Origin of the sequence: Macrococcus bovicus (assembly GCF_030376725.1) — a bacterium.
In the GTDB taxonomy this organism is placed as follows: Bacteria; Bacillota; Bacilli; order Staphylococcales; family Staphylococcaceae; genus Macrococcus; species Macrococcus bovicus.
Map to the genome: position 1 here is coordinate 1,004,062 of NZ_CP128470.1, position 21,767 is coordinate 1,025,828.

Genomic DNA, 21,767 nt, shown 5'->3' on the forward strand with positions numbered 1-21,767 from the left:
TATATCGAAATGATTACGATTAGGAGATGTAAATATGAAAAGACTTACAAAACTATTATTAATGGGCACTCTTGTGCTGGGTGCATGCGGCCAGAATGACAGCCCTCATGAAGAACAATTAAAGGTCTATACCACCGTCTTTCCATTTAAATCAATGACCGAACAGATAGGCGGCAGCCATGTAGATGTCAAGAGTATCTATCCGAATGGCACTGATATCCATACGTTCGAACCGACGCAGCAGGATACTTTAAATATCGCGAAGGGTGATCTCTTCATCTATTCCAGTGATGAACTTGACCCGGTCGCAGCCAAAATGAACAAAGCGGTCAATGGCAGCAACACGTTAGCGGTCGCAGCGAATCTCGCTGAAAAGCAGCTGCTCGAACATCATCATGATCACGATGAGCATGAACACGAAGAAGTGGAAACCGCTCATGATCCCCATGTCTGGCTGGATCCTGTCATGAATAAGGCCTTTGCAGAAGAAATCAAAAATCGTCTGATCAAGCTTGATCCTGACAACAAGGCGGACTATAACCAGAACTATCAGAAACTGGTCAAAGATATTTCGGACATTGACGCTCAACTGAAAAAAATCACTCAGCACCCTAGAAGGGACACGATTTATATCTCCCATGAGTCCATCGGCTATTTAGCTAATCGTTATCACTTTACTGAAAAAGGTGTTTCAGGGATGAACAATGAAGAACCTTCGCAACAGGAGATTGTCACGATGATCAATGATATCAATGAGCTGAAGATTCCTTATATTTTATATGAACAGAACATTCCTTCCAAGATTACCGATGTCATCAAGGCTAAGACAAACACGGAGGCACTTAAGTTTCACAATATGTCGGTACTGACAGATGAGGATGCGAAGAACAAAGATGTGACTTACCAATCTCTTATGAAAGAGAATATTACTGCTCTGGATCAAGCTTTAAATCATTAAAATGGTAAATTACTGATTTTTTTACTTTACAAATCGCTGATTAACCTGTAAATTACCCTATGGACGAATTATTTAATGGAAAGTCTAATAAAAGTTCGTATTTGAAAAGAGGGGTAACAATGGAAGAAGTATTTGATTATGAAGATATCCAATTGATTCCGAACAAATGTATCGTAACTAGCAGAAGTGAATGTGATACTTCCATAGAATTTGGACCTAAAACCTTTAAGATTCCTGTTGTACCTGCCAATATGCAGACTGTGATGAATGAAGAGCTGGCAGAATGGTTTGCACAGCATGATTATTTCTATATCATGCACCGTTTTGATGAAGCGGCACGTATCCCATTTATCAGACGCATGCAGGAAAAAGGGCTTTTCGCCTCTATTTCTGTCGGTGTCAAAGAAGGTGAATACCGTTTTGTCGAACAGCTGGCAGCAGAAGGACTCGTTCCTGAATATACGACGATTGATATCGCGCACGGTCATTCCGATCAAGTCATCAATATGATCAGACATATTAAAAAGCATCTGCCGGGCACTTTCCTGATCGCAGGGAACGTCGGTACACCAGAAGCTGTACGTGAACTGGAGAATGCTGGCGCTGACGCGACGAAGGTCGGAATTGGACCGGGGCGTGTCTGCATTACCAAGATCAAGACTGGATTCGGGACAGGCGGCTGGCAGTTAGCAGCGGTCAAACAATGTGCGAAGGCAGCCCGTAAACCGATCATCGCTGACGGTGGCATCCGGACACATGGCGATATCGCAAAATCAATCCGCTTCGGTGCTTCCATGATCATGGTCGGTTCACTCTTTGCAGCTCATGAAGAGTCACCTGGTGAGACTGTGGAACTTGACGGAAAATTATACAAAGAATACTTCGGCAGCGCTTCTGAATACCAGAAGGGTGAGAAAAAGAATGTTGAAGGCAAAAAAATGTTCGTCGAGCATAAAGGTTCATTACAGGACACACTGATCGAGATGCAGCAGGACCTGCAGTCATCTATTTCCTATGCGGGCGGTAAAGATCTGGAATCCATCCGTAAAGTCAATTATGTCATTGTTAAGAACTCAATATTCAATGGTGATACAGATCGCTAAGAACATGACTTCGGTCATGTTTTTTATTTTGTGACCGACTATGATATAATCTTATTTATTTCTGGAGTGAGGTCATGAAAAAACTTCTAATATTCTGCTTGCTGGCCCTGTTGCTCTTCTTGGTACCGGTCAACTTTTCGACATTGCCCGACCGGCTGACTTTAACCGTAAAAGACAGCCTGAGACAGATGACAGAGCCGAAACAACCTGACAGGACAGAGGCATTAACAGTCGGACAGATCAGGATGAATATGACTAAAGAACAGGTGGACCATCTGCTGGGGAAGGAACAACGCGTACTGAGCAACCCTTACGGAAAATGGACCCTCTATCATCAGCAGTACCGGCACTTTGTCATGATTGGGTACCTGCACAACCGTGTAGCCGCACTCTACTCCAATGATCCGCGCTATCTGGACAGTCAGGGTGTGCTGACTGCCATGTCTCCCGCAGAGCTCATAAAACTGAAAGGGACACCGTTAGCGGTAGAAGCGGGTTCAAGTTACCGCGTCAGGTTCAGCGATGAGCATGTCTTCAGGTATCAATCAGCCGACATAAGGTCAACATTTTATTATGACCAGTTTAATCGACGTGTGGATGCACTTATGCTGATGTCTGCAGCCTATTTCAATCAGAAGCATCAGTTTTACGGGACGCCATCTGCACAGCTCGCAAGAAGCAATGAACAGCTGGATTTTGAGCTGATCAATGCCTCGCGTGTGAAACGAGGGTTATCAGCGCTGAAATTTAATGATAAAATAAGTGGAACTGCACGGCGGCATTCAGAAGATATGGCTGACCATCACTTCTTCAGTCATACGAATCTGCAGGGACAGTCACCCTTTGACCGGATGACACAGGACGGCCTGCCATATACGACAGCAGGAGAGAATATCGCCTATGGACAGGTCTCGTCCATAGAAGCGCATCACGGGCTGATGAATTCAAAGGGGCATAGACAGAATATACTGAACCGACGTTTCCGTGAAGTAGGGACGGGGGTTGCCTTTAACGAGAAGAATGCTCCGTATTATACAGAAAATTTTATCACTGAGAATTAGGAGAATATATGGCTAAAGAGAGAATTTTTTCATCATTACTTATCACGACAGAAGAGAGTATTTTAGTAGAGGACATTGGCAATAAACAGATGAAACTGCCATCTGTAGTGAAGAGAAGCAATCAATCGATTCAGCAGAGTGCCAATAATTTTGCTGCAAGTCTGCATAAACAGCTGAAAGTAGGAGGCATTCTGTTTGTAGTGGAAGACAAGAAGCTGCTGAAGACCTTTTTCTCAGCTTCAACCGTCAATGCCACCTCGTTCGTCTTTAATGTGCGGAACCATGACGAATTCAAGGTAAAGAAACCTTATGTCTGGCTGTCATTCGATCATCTTGACCAACTGGATATCGCAGATGAACTCAAACAGATCATTATTTCGAACCAAGTGATCAAGTCAAGTGTGCCACTTGTCAATCTGCATTAAAAAACCGATGGACATTTCCATCGGTTTTATTGTTAGAGACGGGTAATCGTCATATTGAGTCGTTCTGTCACTTTCTGACGGCTGCTTGTACGCTCTGCAATCCGGTGATCTTCCTGATCGATGATATGCAGCATCGTATCGATATGCCCCAGACGACGGAACTCCTCACCGATTGATTGTGCCGTTGAAGGATGATCTGCATCCACATGCGCATCTATCGCATTGAAATAATGCTGCACATCCGCAAAGTTAAGCGTCTGTTCGTTGTCCCGATAGTTTTCGAGCGATGAGGTAAAGCCGTCTTTATTGCTGAGTGAGGGCTGATAAAGATTGGCGATAGCCAGAAGAGATTTCTTGATACTGCCTTCCCCGAAACCGAAGTTGAAGGCGAATTCTGATTCACTTAAGTTTTTTACTTTATCCAGTACTTGCTGACGTTCAGATTTTACCCAGTTATAGTCAATAGCCATAATCATTCTCCTTTAGATGTATTTACATTGTTCATACCCGTAATTTTATGAAATATGTTTGTTTATCCATATTCATTAGCGGGTAACCAGAATCTAGAAAAGAGGAATGGCAATGAATCAAGACAAAACTGAAACTAAAGACATCTTAGAGCAAGTCAAAGAAATACTTGGACGTAAATAGGTCACGCTGAACAGCGTGACCTATTTTAAAATTCACGGAAAAGACCGACTACTTTACCGAGTACTGTCACTTTATTCAAGTAGATCGGTTCCATCGTCGCATTTTCCGGCTGCAAGCGGTAACGGTTACTTTCCTTGTAGAAGCGTTTGACGGTGGCTTCATCCTCTTCAGTCATCGCCACAATGATATCCCCGTTCTCTGCAATCGACTGACGGCGCACGATGACTTTATCCCCGTCCAGAATACCCGCTTCAATCATACTTTCTCCGATGACCTCCAGAATGAAGACGTCACTATTATGACTCGATGTAAAGTGGGAAGGCAGCGGGAAGTACTGCTCAACATTCTCAACAGCCGTAATCGGCAAACCAGCCGTGACTTTACCGACGACCGGCACCATGATCGTCTCATCTAAAAATGCAGATGCTGGCGTGGAATTGACGATTTCAATGGCACGCGGTTTAGTCGGGTCACGCTTGATATACCCTTTTTCCTCTAGCCGTGAGAGATGGCCGTGAACGGTAGAACTGGAGGCGAGACCCACTGCTTCCCCGATCTCTCTGACACTTGGTGGATAACCTTTAGTTGAAACAATATGTTGTAAATATTCATAAATTTCTTGTTGTCGTTTAGTTAATTCTTTCATGAGAACACTCCTTAGTGTACTTTCTATGTGTATTATAGCATACTTGTTCGGGTGTCACAAACGTTTGTTCGTATTTCTGTTGACAACGAACACGTGTTCTGTTATTGTAGGAATACAAACAAATGTTCTGGAGGAAAATCACATGATTATTAGAATTTCTAAGGAATTTTTAGCGTATTTCTTCTTCTTTTTAATGATGGCAACGTTCGGAATCATATATATGGCACAATCTAACGCCCTTTACGAAAAACCTCTGACACATGAAGGAGGCCAGCCTCAAGTTCAAGCGACTGCGAACACACATTCCGCCACCATGAACGGCGAAGTGCTGGGCATCGTCCGGTAATTTTAACGTCTGACAGGAGTCAGGCGTTTTTTTGTGCTGAAAAAGCACTCCTGATAGCATTGGGCTATAAATTTTGATATCTTAATTAGTGAAAGGATGAGGTTTATGTTAGAAGAACACAAAATTAAAAGACTGAATGAACTCTCACAGAAAAAGAAGGAATCAGGTTTAACCGACGAAGAAGGAAAGGAACAGACTGGCCTGCGGGCTGAATATCTGGCCAACTTCCGGAACAGCTTTAAAAAGACCATTGAAAACACTAAAATCATCGATCCGGAAGGCAATGATGTGACACCGGACAAAGTAAAAGAAATTCAGCGTCAGAATAATATCAGAGAAGAATAGGGGAATGATGATGACAAACGATCAGTTAGCAATTGATACATTACGCGCGTTAAGTATTGACCAGATTGAAAAGGCGAACTCAGGCCATCCCGGCTTGCCGATGGGTGCAGCACCGATGGCTTATACGCTGTGGACCAAGCATCTGAGATTTAATCCGAGCTCAAAATATTTCTTTGACCGCGACCGCTTTGTTCTGTCAGCGGGCCATGGCTCAGCGCTTCTTTATTCACTGCTGCATGTTTCAGGTGCGCTTGAACTTGAGGAACTGAAGAATTTCCGTCAGTGGGAATCTAAGACACCGGGCCATCCGGAATTTAATCATACAGACGGGGTGGACATTACAACCGGACCGCTCGGACAAGGGTTTGCGATGAGTGTCGGTATGGCCATGGCCGAAAAGCATCTAGCTGCTAAGTTCAATAAAGAGGGTCATGATATCATTGATCACTTTACTTATGTCCTTGTGTCTGACGGGGACCTGATGGAAGGTATCTCGCACGAAGCGGCTTCACTTGCGGGGCATTTGAAATTAAATAAACTGATTGCTTTATATGATTCTAATGACATCTCCTTGGATGGTGACTTGGATAAAGCCTTCTCAGAACAGATTAAAGGCCGATTTGAAGCATACGGCTGGCAGCATATCTTAGTGGAAGACGGCAATGATGTGAGTGCGATTGATGCAGCCATCAATCAGGCTAAACAGGCTGACCGTCCGACTATCATTGAAGTTAAAACCGTGATCGGTTATGGTTCACCGAACAAGCAGGGCACGAATGGGGTCCACGGTTCTCCGTTAGGCGCTGACGAACGTAAGCTTGTTTTTGAAAACTACGGCCTGGATCCGGAACAGACATTCAACGTACCTGAAGAAGTCTATGAAATCTTCCGGGATACGATGCTGAAACGTGCGAATGACAAAGAAGCTGCCTGGCATGAGGCATTCAAGGCATATAAAGAAGCTTTACCTGAACTCGGTGAGGAGCTGGATGCAGCGATAGAGAACCGTCTCGCGGAAGATTATGCCGCTGCACTGCCGAAATTTGAAGTAGGGACATCAGATGCAACGCGGAGTACTTCCGGTCAGGTGCTTCAGGCATTATCTCAGTCTGTACCGCAGTTATTCGGTGGTTCTGCTGACTTAGCTTCTTCTAATAAATCAAATATCAAGGAAGAGGCGGATTTCTCTGCTGATACACCTGAAGGACGTAATATCTGGTTCGGGGTCAGAGAATTTGCGATGGCAGCGATGATTAATGGTATGGCTGCCCATGGCGGGGTCAAACCTTACGGTGCAACATTCTTTGTCTTCAGTGACTACCTGAAACCTGCGCTGCGTTTAGCTGCGTTAATGGGTGTGCCGTCCACTTATGTCTTCACCCATGATTCAATCGCTGTCGGTGAAGATGGTCCTACCCATGAACCGATTGAACAGCTGGCTGGTCTGCGGGCGATGCCGTATCTGAATCTGTTCCGTCCGGCTGATGGTAACGAAACGCGGGTTGCATGGCAGGTGGCGATGGAATCGAAGAAAGATCCGACGGCATTGGTGCTGACTCGTCAGAATCTGCCTGTACTCGATGTAGAAGAATCGGTCCTTGAAGAAGGGGTGCGCCGAGGCGGTTACATCGTCTACCAGTCTGAGACACCTGAATACTTGATCATTGCGACAGGTTCAGAAGTCTCGCTTGCTTTAGAGGCAGGAAAGCAGCTTGAAGCACAAGGTAAAGGGGTTCAGGTCGTCTCTATGCCGAACCTGAATATGTTCGATCAGCAGGACGCTGACTACCGAGCACAGGTTCTGCCACGCAATCTGACTAAACGGGTGGCGATTGAGATGGGCGCGACAGACGGCTGGTATAAATATGTCGGTCTGGATGGTCTGGTCATTGGTATTGACCGCTTCGGTGCCAGTGCCCCTGGAGACATCGTCATGGAGAAATACGGCTTTACGAAAGAAAATGTGGTCAAGGAAATTCTGAGTCATTTTTAAGAGAGCTACCGGGTGACCGGTAGTTTTTTTATGGTTGAAAAATGAGCTGTATTTTAGTAAAATTTGATAGGAATGAGAAAGTGGGTGAAAGAATGGCAACTTGGATCTGGATTTTATTAATTATTCTTGCAGCAGCCGCTGGAGCAGCCGCTGGTTTTTATTTCGCACGTCAATATATGATGGATTATCTTAAAAAGAACCCGCCGATAAACGAAGAAATGTTACGCATGATGATGATGCAGATGGGTCAGAAACCATCACAGAAGAAAATCAATCAGATGATGTCTATGATGAACAAAAACATGAATCAGAATCTGAAATAATGATGAGTTCCTGTCCTGGCTGGATAGGAGCTTTTTTGTCATCAAGTGTTCAAAATATCATGGCTCATCCTCTCTGTCTCTTTGCTAATATAGAAAAGAATGGGGTGATTAAATGGGTGATGTGACAATGGCGCTTGCGTTCGGCGCAGGTATTTTAAGCTTTATTTCACCATGTGTACTGCCGATCTATCCGGCATTTTTATCGTATATAACTGGAGTATCGTTCAATGATCTGCAGGAGGGGCAGATTAATCGTAAGGCAATCCTGCATACGCTGTTATTCCTCCTCGGCTTTTCAATCGTCTATATTTCATTTGGAATAGGAATAGGTTTTGTCAGTACATTGCTGCAGACTTATGATGATACGATACGCATGGTCGGCGGTCTGTTGATGATTGTGTTCGGACTCATCACGCTTGGCATCTTTACACCGGACTTCCTGATGACAGACAGGAAGTTCAACTTCAAGAACCGGCCGTCAGGTTACATCGGTTCTCTTGTAATCGGTATCGCATTTGCGGCCGGCTGGACGCCGTGTATGGGACCGATAGTAGGCTCTATTATTTCGCTTGCTCTCTCGAATCAATCACTTGCTCTGTTTTATATGATTCTCTATGTCCTTGGTTTCTGCATTCCGTTCTTCCTGCTGACATTTTTCATTACGAAGCTGAAGTTCATTCGCACTTACAGCCAAGTACTGATGAAAATCGGCGGTGTCATTATGATTGTGATGGGGATACTGCTTTTCTTCGACCTGTTGGTTGAAATTACTAGACTATTCAGCTGGGGGATCTAATATGTATGTCATTTTGTCGATGGTTGTAGCGGTTTGTATGGGGCTTATCGTCATTGTAGTCAGAATGAAAGCCCAGAACTATCCTACCAACGTAAAGAAGATTATTTTACCGCCATTTTTTATGGCGACAGGCGCTTTAATGTATATCTTTCCTTATTTCAGGCTGACACCGATGGAGATTCTGGAAGCGGTGGTCGTCGGGATGTTCTTTTCCTTGTTCCTGATCTATACTTCTAATTTTGAGGTAAAAGGTAAGCAGATCTATATGAAGCGCTCAAAACTGTTTCCGGTGATATTGATCACGCTGCTGGTGATACGCTCCGTGATGAAATACTTTCTCAGCAGTACGATTCATCCCGGCGAACTCGCAGGTATGTTCTTCCTGCTGGCATTCAGCATGATCGTACCCTGGCGTATTGCCATGTACCTGAAGTACCGTAAAATCGAGCAGCAAATAAATAAGACAGTCCATTGATGGACTGTCTTATTTTTTTTGAGCCAGCTCTGAATGATCGAAGATGGAGAACTTCTTCTTCTCATCATCTGCATACTCAAAGTATTTCATATAGGGGCTGTAATCGATATTCAGTTCCTTCAGCTTCTTCTTCATAAAGCCGTGGTCCCGTTTAGGCGTTGCAATAATATAGCCGCGCATCATATGATCGAGCTCAATTTTTTCTGCTTTCTCGTCCAGCGCAATCTTTGAGATGCGTCCTGCTATTCTTTCCTTAGCGACATCCCGAAAGAGTTCCGGTACAGGAGAGACGAGTTCATTGAGCAGGGCTCTGCTGTCCTCCTGCCAGAGCGGCAGCGCCTGCCGGATATAATAATCCTGCCAGTCCAGTTCACTTCTGCCGTCTTCTTTTGGCATCCGCTTTAAGAACTTCCGGAACATGAAGAAGCCGCCGATTGCGAGTAAACCGATAAAAATAAGCGTCCATAAGAAGATTAAATACATAAACGTGTCGTTCAAATCTTTCACCTCAAGCCTCATTATAGAAAATAAATGGAGCTGTGTCTATTTCTCCCTCTTCATTCGATATATAGGGTGAAAGGAGGTGAAGAGATGTTAAAAGAACTGACTTTAGTCCTGACATTCGTCGCATCAGTCGATGAAAATGGCAGAGAGACCAAGAAAACACGGCGTTTCAATCAGGTCAGACTTGATCTGACGAATTCACAGGCACTTGAGCTGCAAGGATTGATCAGCGAACTGACAGGTGAGACCTATGTGACTGCAGAACTGACAGAACAGAAAGTCGTCAACTAAAGAACTGACCATTAAAGAAAGGAGGACACCATAATGAAAACACTTCAGATGACTTTCCTGACGGATTTCGGTAAAAGCTATCAATTTTCAGTTGCCAATCCTAAAGTGAACCTGAATGCACAGACTGTCGAAAATGTGATGCAGACGATTATTGATAAGCAGTATTTTGAAACTAAGGCAGGCCGCCCAGTGACGATTAAAAGCGCAAAAATCGTTGACCGCGTTGAGAATATCCTGCTTAAAAAAGACTGATCAATTTTTCATCTACCTAGGACATGACCCGAAAAGGGCATGTCTTTTTTGTGTATAATAGCATTGAGGTGAAGTCATGAAAATCATGCATATTGCTGACTTACATATCGGCAGAACATTAAATCAGCATCCCCTGCTTGAAGATCAGATCTTTATGCTCGACCAGCTGATTGCTGAGATAGACAAAGAAAGCATAGAGCTTGTAATCATTGCAGGGGATATCTACGACCGTGCACTGCCATCGAAAGAAGCGGTCCAGGTCTTTGAATCATTCATTCATAAAGTCAATATTGAGAGAGATCTCCCTGTACTGGCGGTCAGCGGGAACCATGACGGTGCTGCGCGGCTCGGCTACGGCAAGGAATGGTTCAGGCAGCATCAGTTCCATCTCGGCACTCATATTGCGGACAGCTTTCAGCCGGTGACCTATCAGAATATAGATTTCTATCTGATTCCTTATGTGGAGCCCGCTGAGGCCCGCCTTTATTTTGAGGATGACGACATTCGGTCCCATCGTGACAGTTACAGCCGTATTGTCGAGCAGATCAAAGGGACCATGAACCACGAACGAAAATCCATAGCAATCAGTCATCTGTTTATTCAGGGAGGACAGGAAAGTGACTCTGAACGCACCTTATCTATCGGTGCTGTTGAATACGTGCCGGAGAAAGTCTTCCATGACTTCGACTATGTCGCACTCGGTCATCTTCATCATCCCTTTGCGATTCAGTCCGAGCGCATCTTCTACAGTGGCAGTCTGATGAAATATTCCTTTTCTGAAGTGCAGCAGCCTAAAGGCTACCGGCTGGTGACGGTAGATGACGAGGTGCGCAGCGTCTTTGTGCCACTTAAGCTGTACCGGGATATGCACGTGATTGAGAGCAGCTATGACCAGGTGCTGAATAACGAACTGGCTTTAAAGCAGGATGATTACTATCAGTTCCGTCTGAGTGGAATGCGTCATATCAAGGATCCGATGTCACGCCTCAAGACAGTTTTTCCCTATGTACTGGAGCTGCGCTATATTGAGGATACTGCACCTGCAACAGCGTTCAAAGCGGAGGTCGATAAACGGGATGACCTTGAAATCATTGAACAGTTTATCGGGGCTGTCTCTGAAGGTGGCGTTAATGCTGAACAGAAGCAGATACTTGAGCGTCTGTTAAAGGAGGTCAATGATGAAACCTATTAAACTGGAGCTGAAAAACTTCGGCCCTTTTATCAACGAAACGGTTCATTTTGATGAACTGAAAGAAGAACAGCTTTTTCTCATCAGCGGACGGACCGGGTCAGGCAAAACCATCCTGTTTGACGCGATGACCTATGCATTGTACGGTGAGGCCTCGACTAAGGACAGGGACAAGAATGCGCTGCGCAGCCAGTTTGCTGATGACAATGACATTGCCAGCGTGACGTTTACCTTCAAGATAAACGACGCGATCTATGTAGCTGAGCGCCAGCTGCCCTACAGAAAGCCGGGCAACAAGACGATGACAGACACTAAGTTTCAGCTGCATGATATCACGGCTAACAAGAAATTACTGGCAGCAAAACCCGCAGAAGGTAGACAGGCCGTGCATGACATCATGAAAGTGGATGTGAATCAGTTCAGACAGATACTTATCCTGCCGCAAGGGGAGTTCAAGCGCTTCCTCCTATCATCCAGTAAAGAAAAACAGCCTGTCTTAAGAACGCTGTTTGGCACCGTCCGCTTCAAATTGCTTGAAGATCAGTTGACAGCAGAGACGAAAGCGCTGGAAGCACGCGTCCATTCATTGGAGGAACGGCTGTACATTCTGCTGGAGCAGATCAAGAGTGAAACAAAGTCTGAAGGGACAGTCAGACAGCAGTTCATGTCTTACCAGGAAGAGGTGCAGCGGCAGCAGCAGGCACTTGAAGCCGTACAAGCTGACTGGAAGGAGAAGAGCGAACTGCTGTCAGCCAAGCGGCGGACACTTGAAGAAGCCGCCCAAGTCAATGACTGGCTGCAGCAGTTAAAGGCCACAGAAGAACAGCAGCGTGACTTAATAGCAAAGCAGGGCTATATTCAGGAAGTCAGGGACAAAGTCAGCCAGCTGAAGGTACTGGACTATCTGAAGGAGAAGAAGGAAGCGCTCGCCAAATTACAGGACAGACGTGCAGCGTGGGGCGCCAAGCAGAAGGCATTGACTGCCGACAAAATCTCTGAGGAGAATCTGCTGGCATCCTTAAAGGAAAGTCAAGCGCAACTCGAACAAGATAAGTCTTCAGCTGATGAGAAGAGACGCTTCAGAGACCATCATCGGCATTATATCGTTGAAGAAGAATGGCAAGAATTAGAATCAAGGATTGCGCTGATTGACGAAGAGATTCAAGCGCATCGACAGAAGCTGGAGAACATCAGGCCAGTCGATACTGGGGCGCTTCTGAACGAGCTGACCACAGTGATGGAAGAACGTGAGGCGCTGAGCCAGCAGATACAGGACAAGCAGCTCATGATCTCACAGCTTGAGCGTGAAAAGAGTGACTACGACAAGCAGAATGAACAGGCTATGGCCAAAGAGACGTATGAAAAAGAGTTAAATGAGCTGAATCTTATCCAGACAGAACCGCTGATAGCTGCCATCGCTCAAATGAGAGAGCACCTGCATAGTGGTGAGGAATGTCCGGTCTGTCTGCAGCAGGTCAGTGAAGTGCCGCCGTTACCCGATCCAGAGGCCTTGGCAGCCTACCGGAAAATAGAGCACCGCAAGATCAGGCTGGAAAGCTTGATTGAACCTTTACAGGCATACAGTTTCCATGAGACAGCTGAACTGACAGCGCGTATTGAGAGCCTGCAGACAGAGTTATCAGCGCTTACTCTGGCGAAAGATCAGTGTGACATGCGTTACCAGGCATCAGCTGCTCGTTATCAGGAAGACCTGAAAAATGAGCAGACTTATCAATCGCATCTGCAGCGTGATGAAAAACTGCAGCATGAATTACTGACGCAGACACAGCTCTATGATCAGTTCAGGTCTCGGACAGGGTCCCTGAACTACAGACAGTTTGAGGAAACCTGGCACCGATACGATCAGGTGATTCAGGACTATGAAACAACAGAAGCGGAACTTAACAGTCAAGTACATGATAAAGAACATGACATAGCCGGGCTTGAAAATGAAGTAAGCCATGTAACGGCATTGCTGGCTGACAGTGAAACAGAATATGAAGCACTCACATTAAAACTCAGATCTGACCTTGAGAAGAATAAGCTGACGGAAGAAGCATTGGCACTGAATATAGATATGAGCCTTCTGGACACTCTGCAGGCAGAGATTGAGGAGTATCGGTCAGCGGTTCAGGCTGTTCAGTTCAAACTAGATGAGCTGAACGGTCAGATTGCAGGGCGTACTTTCACTGATATCCGTCCGATGGAAGAGGCCGTCAGGAATCTGGAGGACACAGTGACGATGCTCGAGGCAGAGAAGCATACACGGCTCATCAGAGTGAAAGACAATGAGAAACTTCTGCAACAGATTGAAGCAGGACTGAAGGAATATGAGGCGAAGGTGCTGAAGCAGCAGGATACTCTTGAGCTGTCGAGACTCCTCAGCGGTAAGAACCCGCACAACCTGACATTGGAGAATTATGTGCTGACCTATTATTTGGAACAGACCCTTCTTCTCGCTAATGTCAGGCTGAATGATATGACCCATCATCGTTATCAGTTCAGACGTAAGAAGGAGAAGTCGCTCGGCTATAGCGGACTGGATATCGAGATATTTGATCGCTATTCCAATCAGGTGAGGGATATCACTACACTGTCAGGTGGCGAGACGTTTTTGGCCTCTCTTGCGCTGGCGCTTGGGTTAAGTGACTATGTGACGCAGCTGTCTGGTGGCATCAGCCTGGAATCAGTCTTCATTGACGAAGGATTCGGCACGCTGGACAATGAGACGCTCGAGACGGCGATTGAATCACTGATAGAGCTGGAAAGAAGCGGTAAGATGGTCGGTCTGATCTCGCATGTTGAGATGCTGAAGTCAAGAATTCCGGCAATTCTTCATGTTGAAAGTAGCGGCTATATCAGCACGACACGTTTTGCGGTCAAATAAATTGTTACAGTTTAGTCAAAATTTCTGATCATGTACTAAAAAACTCTGTGATATATTATTTATATCAAGGAGGATGCTGTTATGAAGAAATTAGTTTTTTTGATGGGTATGATCTTATTTTTAGCGGCCTGCAGTAACTCGAGGCTCGAACCTAAGCCGAGTTACGGCAATCAGGTCTCAGAATTCAAGGCGACAGACGAAGACGGTAAAATGTTCTCGAGTCAGGATATGAAGGGCAAAGTCTGGCTTGCGGATTTCATCTTCACGAACTGTGAGACTGTCTGTCCGCCGATGACCTATAACATGACGCAAGTCGTGGATGAACTCGAAAAAGAGGGCGTCAAAGATTACGGTATCATCAGTTTCAGTGTTGACCCTAAACGGGATACGCCGGCCAAGCTGAAAGCCTATTCTGAGCAGTACGGCGCCAAGACAGATAACTGGAAACTGATGACTGGCTATGATGAAAAATTCATCCGTCAGTTCGGTGAGGAGAACTTCAAGACCATCGCTGTCCCGCCGACCGCAGGAAATGATCAAGCTACACACGGGACTTCTTTCTATCTGATTGATCAAAATGGCACCGTCATCAAGGATTATATCGGTAAAGATACAGGCGACCAGAAGTTCCCGAAAGGTGAAATTGTAGAAGATGTGAAGACAATGATCAAAGAAGGACCGTATAAAAAATAATACCGCGCTGCACAGATGTGCAGGCGGTATTTTTAATTAGATATTTCTGTTGCGCAGTAAGTCACGGATCTCCGTCAGTAATGCAGTATTCGCTTCAATCGTTTCTTCTTTCGGTTGTGCTCTCGTTAATTTATTGAAGACCTTAACAAATAAGAAGATGGAGATTGCAACGATTAAGAAGTCAATGATGGATTGAATGAATACGCCGTATTTGATACCCATGTATGCCCAGTCGCTGGCGAAGTCGGTTTTGCCGCCGAAGACGAGTGCGATGATAGGCATGATGACACTTTCAACTAACGCTGTAACAATTTTACCGAATGCAGCACCGATGACAACAGCGACTGCAAGTTCAAGGACGTTACCTTTAATAGCAAATTCTTTGAATTCTTTAATTAATGACATGTATAGTCACCTCCTGTGTGAACATTTTACATGATATTGCACATAAAAGAAACACTTAATTGAAATTAATGAAAGCGTCTCTATCCAACTGCTCAACCGTGCAAAGTTGAAAGTTTACTCTAAGTGCGTTATGATGTACATTGCTTTTATCCTAGAGTAAAGGAGATGCAAAATGGAAAAAGCTAAAATTACCAAAGTATTTTATATCTCAATGGTGCTTGTACTGATCACGGTGCTGCTCGGAGCCATCTGGCCGGCGCATTTCGAGAAGGTGACAGGTCACATCAACAATTTGATCTCGAAGGAATTTGGCTGGTACTATGTCATCATTTCGACAGTTATGGTCATCTTCTGCGTGTTCCTCATTCTGAGTCCGATCGGCAAACTGAAGCTGGGCAAACCGTCAGATCAGCCTGAGTTCAGCCTGGTTTCATGGTTTGCGATGCTATTCAGTGCCGGCATGGGTATCGGACTGGTCTTCTACGGAGCTGCCGAACCACTCAGTCACTTCTTGACGCCACCTACTGCCGAAAGCGGTACAGATCAGGCGTTCAGAGATTCTCTCAGAATGACGTTCTTCCACTGGGGCTTCCATGCGTGGGCCATTTATGGGGTTGTTGCACTTGGACTTGCTTATTTTCAGTTCCGAAAAGGAGAGCCGGGACTTATATCACGGACGCTACGTCCTATTTTCGGACAACATGTTGAAGGTGTATTAGGTACTATCATTGATGTACTTGCAGTATTTGCGACAATTGTAGGTGTTGCAGTTTCCTTAGGGATGGGTGCTCAGCAGATCAATGGTGGATTACATTATCTTTTCAACGTGCCGAATACCTTCGGCGTGAAAGTGATCATCGTCATTATAGTGACAGTTCTGTTCCTGATGAGTGCATGGTCAGGCTTATCTAAAGGGATTCAGTATTTGAGTAACTTAAACATCTTTTTCGCGGCACTGCTGCTCTTCGCAGTTCTCTTTGTCGGGCCGACGATTCTGATCATGAATATGTTCTCCACGTCTATCGGTAACCTGCTGCAGAATTTCATCTCTATGAGTTTTGATGCAGCACCGCTTAATGCAACGAAACGGGAATGGATGAGTTCGTGGACCATCTATTACTGGGGCTGGTGGATGAGCTGGAGCCCGTTCGTCGGCATCTTTATTGCCCGTGTCTCTAAGGGCCGTTCGATCAGAGAATTTCTTTTAGGGGTCCTGCTTGTGCCGTCACTGTTAAGCTTCTTCTGGTTCAGTGTCTTCGGTACTACCGCAATAGAAGCCGTCAAGAAAATCCCGGCCATCGGTAAGATGTCGGTTGAGACGCAGTTATTCGGGATTTTCCACGAGATGCCGCTCGGTATCGGCTTATCGATTCTTGCGTTACTGCTGATCGGTACGTTCTTCATCACCTCTGCGGATTCCGCAACTTTTGTCCTGGGTATGCAGTCTACACACGGTTCATTGAATCCGCCGAATACAGTGAAAGTCATCTGGGGAATCTCCCAATCTCTTATCGCGCTTGTACTGATCTATGCAGGCGGTTTAAATGCCTTGCAGAGTGCCGCGATCATTGTGGCCTTCCCGTTCTCGTTCATTCTGATCGGTATGATGGTGTCCTTGTACAAGGATGCGAATAAAGAAAGATTACATCTCGGTCTGACCTTGAAACCGGACAAACGTTTCAGGAAAAAGGATTAAATGAAAGACGAATCAGTCGATTCGTCTTTTTTCTATTGATTAATTTCTGTTTTAACAGATAATAGATGAGTGAGGAGGGGGCCATTATCAAAAAGAAATCCAATCCCTATACGATTATTCTGCTATCTTTTCTGATCACACTATGTTTCGGTACATTGCTACTGGCACTGCCTATCGCACAGAAGCACCCGGTGCCATTGATTGATCATTTCTTTATCGCGACAAGCGCCTTTACAGTGACAGGGCTTGCGACAATAGACATTACAGCGGACTACACTTATTTCGGTCTGACGGTCATCATGCTGCTCATTCAGGTCGGTGGACTCGGTATTGTCACACTCGGGATGGTCATCTTTATCCTGATCGGCAGGAAGGTCGGTCTGAAGAACCGCTTCCTGATCACTGAGGCGCTCAATCAGACGAGCATCGGCGGCATCTTACGTCTCGTCAAGTTTGTCCTCTTGATCAGCCTCGGCTTTGAATTCGCCGGCACGCTGCTGCTCGCACTTGAGTGGATTCCCGCCTATGGGTTCTGGAACGGCTTATATCGCAGTCTGTTCACGTCCATCAGTGCCTTTAACAACGCAGGATTTGCACTGCATAGTGACAATATGATGTCACATCGCACAAATCCGGTCATCAACTTCATCGTGACATCACTCATCATCATGGGCGGACTGGGCTTTACGGTCTATATCGACCTCTTCAAGAAGAAATCTTTCCAGGCCCTGCGCGTGCATACGAAAATCATGCTGATCGGAACACTCCTTGTCAACTTCTTCGCGACTGCCGTGATCTTTCTGCTGGAGATTCATAACCAGAAGACCTTAGGCGGTTATCACTGGTTTGATCAGCTCCAGATGGCTTACTTTCAGGCTGTAACGACAAGGACTGCCGGCTTTAATTCCATCGACATCGGAGCGATGAATACGGATTCCCTGCTGCTGATGATGCTCCTGATGTTCATCGGCGGAGGCTCCACTTCGGTTGCCGGAGGGATTAAGCTGACAACAGCAGCCATGATTATTTTTGGTACCATCAGCTATATCAGAGGGCGGGAGGAAATCAACATTTTCGAACGCGCAATTGAAATGAAGTTCTTGCTGAGAAGCTTTGCGATTGTGGTTCTCAGTTCCACGCTTATATTTGTGATCACTTTTTTACTCGTCCAGGTTGAGCACGACCTGCCTTTTCTGCCGCTCTTCTTTGAAGTGGTATCAGCCTTCGGGACTGTCGGACTGACGATGGGGATTACTGCGAAGCTGTCTGTTGCCGGCAAACTGTTGATCATCCTGATGATGATGATAGGTAAAATCGGGGTCCTGACCATCGTCTTCACTTTCTCAAAACCGAAGAAACAACTCTATCATTATCCTAAACAGGATATACTGACGGGTTAAAAAACGCCGAACAGGCGTTTTTTTTATAAGCAAAACTTATGGTTTATTATTGGTTATTCAAAATCAGAGTCTGTTTACTTCTTTTTGGCAATTGATTAAAATGATAGTGAAAGGGCTTTTAATTAATAGGGGGGAAACATATGAATTCAAATCTTCAGCAGTCATCGAAGCAGACTTTTGAATTGAACGGCAAGACATACACATTTTACAGCTTAAAATCACTTGAAGAACTCGGACTCGGTGAAATCAGTCAATTGCCTTATTCTATCCGTGTGTTACTGGAATCAGTCCTGCGACAGTTTGACGGACGAGTGATTACAGAGGACCACATCAAGCATTTAGCAAAATGGAGTAAAAAAAATGATCCGAATGCAGAAGTGCCTTTTAAGCCGTCGCGTGTTATTCTGCAGGATTTCACAGGCGTACCTGCTGTCGTTGATTTAGCTTCACTGCGTAAAGCGATGGATGATGTCGGTGGCGACGTCACGAAGATCAATCCGGAAGTGCCGGTTGACCTTGTTATCGACCATTCCGTACAGGTCGATCAATACGGGAACGAGTCAGCCCTTAAACGCAATGTCGAACTTGAGTTCGCTCGTAATAAAGAGCGCTACCAGTTCCTGAACTGGGCTACGAAAGCATTTGATAATTATCGTGCAGTGCCGCCTGCAACAGGTATCGTCCACCAGGTGAACTTAGAATACTTAGCGAATGTGGTTCATGTAAGAGAAATCAACGGTGAGCAGGTCGCGTTCCCGGATACACTGGTCGGTACTGACTCTCATACAACGATGATCAATGGTATCGGTGTGCTCGGCTGGGGCGTCGGCGGTATTGAAGCGGAAGCGGGTATGCTCGGCCAGCCGTCATACTTCCCGATTCCGGAAGTCGTCGGGGTCAAACTGACAGGTGAACTGCCTGAAGGAGCGACAGCGACAGACCTGGCTCTTCGTGTGACGCAGGAACTCCGTAAAAAAGGGGTAGTAGGTAAATTTGTTGAATTCTTCGGACCGGGGGTTGAAAAATTGCCGCTCGCTGACCGTGCAACAATTGCCAATATGGCGCCTGAGTACGGTGCAACTTGTGGTTTCTTCCCGGTTGATGAAGAATCTCTTGCATATCTGCGTCTGACAGGCCGTGACGACCAGCATATTCAGGTGGTTAAAGAGTATTTAGTGCGTAATGATATGTTCTTCACTGTCGATAAGCCGGAACCGACTTATACCGATATTGTCAACCTTGACTTATCAACAGTTGAAGCTTCTCTAGCAGGTCCTAAACGTCCACAGGACTTAATCAAGCTGAGCGACATGAAAAAAGAATTCGTGCAATCTGTCACAGCACCTGCCGGTAACCAGGGACATGGCTTTGATGACTCTGAGTTTGATAAGAAAGCTGTCATCAGCTTTGCCGACGGTCATCAAGGGGAGATCAAGACAGGTGACATCGCGATTGCGGCGATTACGTCTTGTACGAATACGTCCAATCCTTACGTCATGCTCGGCGCAGGACTCGTCGCGAAGAAAGCTGTCGAAAAGGGACTGCAGGTGCCGGAGTATGTGAAGACTTCACTTGCGCCGGGTTCTAAGGTAGTTACAGGCTACCTGGAAGCAAGCGGACTTCAGGACTATTTAGATCAGTTAGGCTTCAACACTGTCGGCTACGGCTGTACGACATGTATCGGTAACTCAGGACCTTTATTGCCTGAAATAGAGGAAGCGATTTCGCGTGAAGATCTTCTCGTGACATCCGTCTTATCGGGTAACCGTAACTTTGAAGGACGTATTCATCCGCTTGTTAAAGCGAACTATTTAGCCTCTCCGCAGCTTGTTGTCGCATATGCGCTTGCTGGTACAGTCAATATCGACCTGCAGAACGACCCGCTCGGTAAAGGGGCTGATGGTCAGGACGTCTACCTGAAAGATATCTGGCCGACTATCGAGGAAGTCAAAAATACGGTTCACTCAGTCGTAACGCCGGAATTATTCCGTAAAGAATATGAATCCGTCTTTGATTCAAACAACCTGTGGAATGCGATTGAATCTACAGACCAGCCATTATATGACTTTGATCCGAATTCAACCTACATCCAGAATCCGACGTTCTTCCAGAACTTATCGAAGGAACCTGGCATCATTCAGCCGCTTAAAGATTTACGCGTAATGGGTAAATTTGGTGATTCAGTGACAACTGACCATATCTCACCAGCCGGCGCCATCGGTAAAGATACACCAGCCGGCCTGTATCTGAAAAACCACGGTGTTGATATCCGCGACTTCAACTCTTATGGTTCACGTCGTGGTAACCATGAAGTGATGATGCGCGGTACATTCGCCAATATCCGTATCAAGAATCAGATTGCCCCGGGCACAGAAGGCGGCTTTACAACTTACTGGCCGACCGGCGAAGTGATGCCGATTTTTGATGCTGCGATGAAGTATGCAGCTGACGGCACCGGACTCGCTGTACTGGCGGGCCATGACTACGGTATGGGCTCATCACGTGACTGGGCAGCTAAAGGAACCAATCTTTTAGGCGTTAAGACAGTCATCGCACAGAGTTATGAGCGTATTCACCGCTCGAACCTTGTCATGATGGGTGTGCTGCCGCTTCAGTTCATGCAAGGCGAATCGGCAGAGTCGTTAGGCCTGACTGGACGCGAAGCGATTTCAGTGGATATCCATGAAGGCATCCGTCCTCGGGATATTGTTAAAGTGACAGCTGTTAAAGAAGACGGCTCTCAAGTGACATTTGATGCGCTTGCACGCTTCGATTCAGAAGTCGAGATCGATTATTATCGTCATGGTGGCATTCTCCAAATGGTGCTCCGTAATAAACTGGCTTAATGCAAAACCGGCTGAATAGCCGGTTTTTTTGATATAATGGAGCGAAGGAGTGAGAATATGTTTATGACAGAGACAGAAATAACAGTCAGATATGCTGAAACAGACAAGATGGGTGTGGTCTATCATGCCAATTATCTGATATGGTGTGAAGTCGCGCGGACGGATTTTATAGAAAAGGCAGGGTTTCATTATGCGGATATGGAAGCGGCAGGAATCATTTCACCGGTCATCAATATCAACTTAAACTACAAACAGTCTGTGACCTATCCGGAGAAGGTCATTGTCAAAAGCTGGATTGAGTCCTACAGCAAGCTCAGAACGATTTACGGCTATGAAATCGTTAACGCGGCGGGAGTGGTGGTCGCAGATGGTACCTCGACGCATGTCCTTCTGAAAAGAGGATCAGACAGACCTGTCAGACTTGACCGCTATTTTCCGGAGTGGCATGACAAATACATAGAGCTTTCCGAGCGATAAAAAAA

The 21,767-nt window shown here is 45.7% G+C and carries 23 protein-coding genes; 19 read left to right on the forward strand and 4 right to left on the reverse strand.

Going from position 1 to position 21,767, the window contains the following annotated elements; genetic code table 11:
* The first annotated feature begins 34 nt into the window (after positions 1 to 34).
* The 4 genes from QSV55_RS05465 to QSV55_RS05480 all read left to right on the forward strand — a co-directional run bounded on the left by QSV55_RS05465 (position 35) and on the right by QSV55_RS05480 (position 3,547).
* Positions 35 to 958: a metal ABC transporter solute-binding protein, Zn/Mn family gene (locus QSV55_RS05465; protein WP_289651004.1), complete on the forward strand. Its 924-nt coding sequence runs from the start codon at positions 35 to 37 to the stop codon at positions 956 to 958.
* A 119-nt stretch (positions 959 to 1,077) separates the two neighbouring features.
* Positions 1,078 to 2,061: a GMP reductase gene (guaC, locus tag QSV55_RS05470; RefSeq protein ID WP_133450559.1), complete on the forward strand. Its 984-nt coding sequence runs from the start codon at positions 1,078 to 1,080 to the stop codon at positions 2,059 to 2,061.
* A 74-nt stretch (positions 2,062 to 2,135) separates the two neighbouring features.
* Entirely contained in the window at positions 2,136 to 3,122 is a 987-nt protein-coding gene (locus QSV55_RS05475; protein ID WP_289651005.1) for a CAP domain-containing protein, read from the forward strand.
* An 8-nt stretch (positions 3,123 to 3,130) separates the two neighbouring features.
* Positions 3,131 to 3,547 (forward strand): hypothetical protein, encoded by a 417-nt coding sequence (locus QSV55_RS05480; RefSeq protein ID WP_133450561.1) that lies wholly within the window; start codon positions 3,131 to 3,133, stop codon positions 3,545 to 3,547.
* Positions 3,548 to 3,579: 32 nt separating this feature from the next.
* On the opposite strand, the gene QSV55_RS05485 is transcribed toward QSV55_RS05480, so the two are convergent.
* Complete coding sequence (locus QSV55_RS05485) at positions 3,580 to 4,017, reverse strand: hypothetical protein (protein WP_289651006.1); 438 nt, start codon at positions 4,015 to 4,017, stop codon at positions 3,580 to 3,582.
* 206 nt (positions 4,018 to 4,223) lie between these two features.
* Positions 4,224 to 4,844 (reverse strand): transcriptional repressor LexA, encoded by a 621-nt coding sequence (lexA, locus tag QSV55_RS05490; protein ID WP_133450563.1) that lies wholly within the window; start codon positions 4,842 to 4,844, stop codon positions 4,224 to 4,226.
* A gap of 142 nt (positions 4,845 to 4,986) precedes the next feature.
* Here lexA and QSV55_RS05495 point away from each other — a divergent pair, with 142 nt between their 5' ends.
* The 6 genes from QSV55_RS05495 (at position 4,987) to QSV55_RS05520 (ending at position 9,122) form a co-directional block, all read left to right on the forward strand.
* Complete coding sequence (locus tag QSV55_RS05495; RefSeq protein WP_289651007.1) at positions 4,987 to 5,190, forward strand: hypothetical protein; 204 nt, start codon at positions 4,987 to 4,989, stop codon at positions 5,188 to 5,190.
* Between the two features lie 105 nt (positions 5,191 to 5,295).
* Complete coding sequence (locus QSV55_RS05500; RefSeq protein WP_289651008.1) at positions 5,296 to 5,535, forward strand: DUF896 domain-containing protein; 240 nt, start codon at positions 5,296 to 5,298, stop codon at positions 5,533 to 5,535.
* 4 nt (positions 5,536 to 5,539) lie between these two features.
* Positions 5,540 to 7,528, forward strand: a complete 1,989-nt coding sequence (gene tkt, locus QSV55_RS05505) for a transketolase (protein ID WP_289651009.1) — start codon at positions 5,540 to 5,542, stop codon at positions 7,526 to 7,528.
* A 92-nt stretch (positions 7,529 to 7,620) separates the two neighbouring features.
* The gene (locus QSV55_RS05510) at positions 7,621 to 7,851 is read left to right on the forward strand and encodes a YneF family protein (protein ID WP_133432703.1); all 231 of its coding nucleotides are present in this window, start codon (positions 7,621 to 7,623) and stop codon (positions 7,849 to 7,851) included.
* 112 nt (positions 7,852 to 7,963) lie between these two features.
* Positions 7,964 to 8,647 (forward strand): cytochrome c biogenesis CcdA family protein, encoded by a 684-nt coding sequence (locus QSV55_RS05515; RefSeq protein WP_289651010.1) that lies wholly within the window; start codon positions 7,964 to 7,966, stop codon positions 8,645 to 8,647.
* Position 8,648: 1 nt separating this feature from the next.
* Positions 8,649 to 9,122 (forward strand): CcdC family protein, encoded by a 474-nt coding sequence (locus QSV55_RS05520; RefSeq protein WP_289651011.1) that lies wholly within the window; start codon positions 8,649 to 8,651, stop codon positions 9,120 to 9,122.
* A gap of 9 nt (positions 9,123 to 9,131) precedes the next feature.
* Here QSV55_RS05520 and QSV55_RS05525 read toward each other — a convergent pair whose 3' ends face one another.
* Complete coding sequence (locus QSV55_RS05525; protein ID WP_133451044.1) at positions 9,132 to 9,620, reverse strand: DUF2621 family protein; 489 nt, start codon at positions 9,618 to 9,620, stop codon at positions 9,132 to 9,134.
* A 93-nt stretch (positions 9,621 to 9,713) separates the two neighbouring features.
* Here QSV55_RS05525 and QSV55_RS05530 point away from each other — a divergent pair, with 93 nt between their 5' ends.
* From QSV55_RS05530 to QSV55_RS05550, 5 genes are all read left to right on the forward strand, one after another.
* Entirely contained in the window at positions 9,714 to 9,917 is a 204-nt protein-coding gene (locus QSV55_RS05530) for a DUF1659 domain-containing protein (RefSeq protein WP_289651012.1), read from the forward strand.
* Between the two features lie 33 nt (positions 9,918 to 9,950).
* Positions 9,951 to 10,169 (forward strand): DUF2922 domain-containing protein, encoded by a 219-nt coding sequence (locus QSV55_RS05535; RefSeq protein ID WP_289651013.1) that lies wholly within the window; start codon positions 9,951 to 9,953, stop codon positions 10,167 to 10,169.
* 76 nt (positions 10,170 to 10,245) lie between these two features.
* Positions 10,246 to 11,361 (forward strand): exonuclease SbcCD subunit D, encoded by a 1,116-nt coding sequence (locus QSV55_RS05540; RefSeq protein ID WP_289651014.1) that lies wholly within the window; start codon positions 10,246 to 10,248, stop codon positions 11,359 to 11,361.
* Positions 11,348 to 14,245 (forward strand): AAA family ATPase, encoded by a 2,898-nt coding sequence (locus QSV55_RS05545; RefSeq protein ID WP_289651015.1) that lies wholly within the window; start codon positions 11,348 to 11,350, stop codon positions 14,243 to 14,245. Before QSV55_RS05540 ends, QSV55_RS05545 begins: the two co-directional genes overlap by 14 nt.
* Before the next feature lie 81 nt (positions 14,246 to 14,326).
* A complete protein-coding gene (locus QSV55_RS05550; protein WP_133450573.1) occupies positions 14,327 to 14,938 on the forward strand; it encodes an SCO family protein in 612 nt (203 codons plus the stop codon).
* A gap of 36 nt (positions 14,939 to 14,974) precedes the next feature.
* On the opposite strand, the gene mscL is transcribed toward QSV55_RS05550, so the two are convergent.
* The gene (mscL, locus tag QSV55_RS05555) at positions 14,975 to 15,343 is read right to left on the reverse strand and encodes a large conductance mechanosensitive channel protein MscL (RefSeq protein WP_133450574.1); all 369 of its coding nucleotides are present in this window, start codon (positions 15,341 to 15,343) and stop codon (positions 14,975 to 14,977) included.
* Between the two features lie 172 nt (positions 15,344 to 15,515).
* Between mscL and QSV55_RS05560 the strand changes: the two genes are divergently transcribed.
* From QSV55_RS05560 to QSV55_RS05575, 4 genes are all read left to right on the forward strand, one after another.
* Positions 15,516 to 17,039: a glycine betaine uptake BCCT transporter gene (locus tag QSV55_RS05560; RefSeq protein ID WP_289651016.1), complete on the forward strand. Its 1,524-nt coding sequence runs from the start codon at positions 15,516 to 15,518 to the stop codon at positions 17,037 to 17,039.
* A 65-nt stretch (positions 17,040 to 17,104) separates the two neighbouring features.
* The gene (locus QSV55_RS05565; RefSeq protein WP_289651017.1) at positions 17,105 to 18,439 is read left to right on the forward strand and encodes a TrkH family potassium uptake protein; all 1,335 of its coding nucleotides are present in this window, start codon (positions 17,105 to 17,107) and stop codon (positions 18,437 to 18,439) included.
* A gap of 140 nt (positions 18,440 to 18,579) precedes the next feature.
* A complete protein-coding gene (gene acnA, locus QSV55_RS05570) occupies positions 18,580 to 21,285 on the forward strand; it encodes an aconitate hydratase AcnA (protein ID WP_289651018.1) in 2,706 nt (901 codons plus the stop codon).
* 57 nt (positions 21,286 to 21,342) lie between these two features.
* Positions 21,343 to 21,762, forward strand: coding sequence for an acyl-CoA thioesterase (locus QSV55_RS05575; protein WP_133450577.1), 420 nt, complete (start codon positions 21,343 to 21,345; stop codon positions 21,760 to 21,762).
* The last annotated feature ends 5 nt before the right edge of the window (positions 21,763 to 21,767 follow it).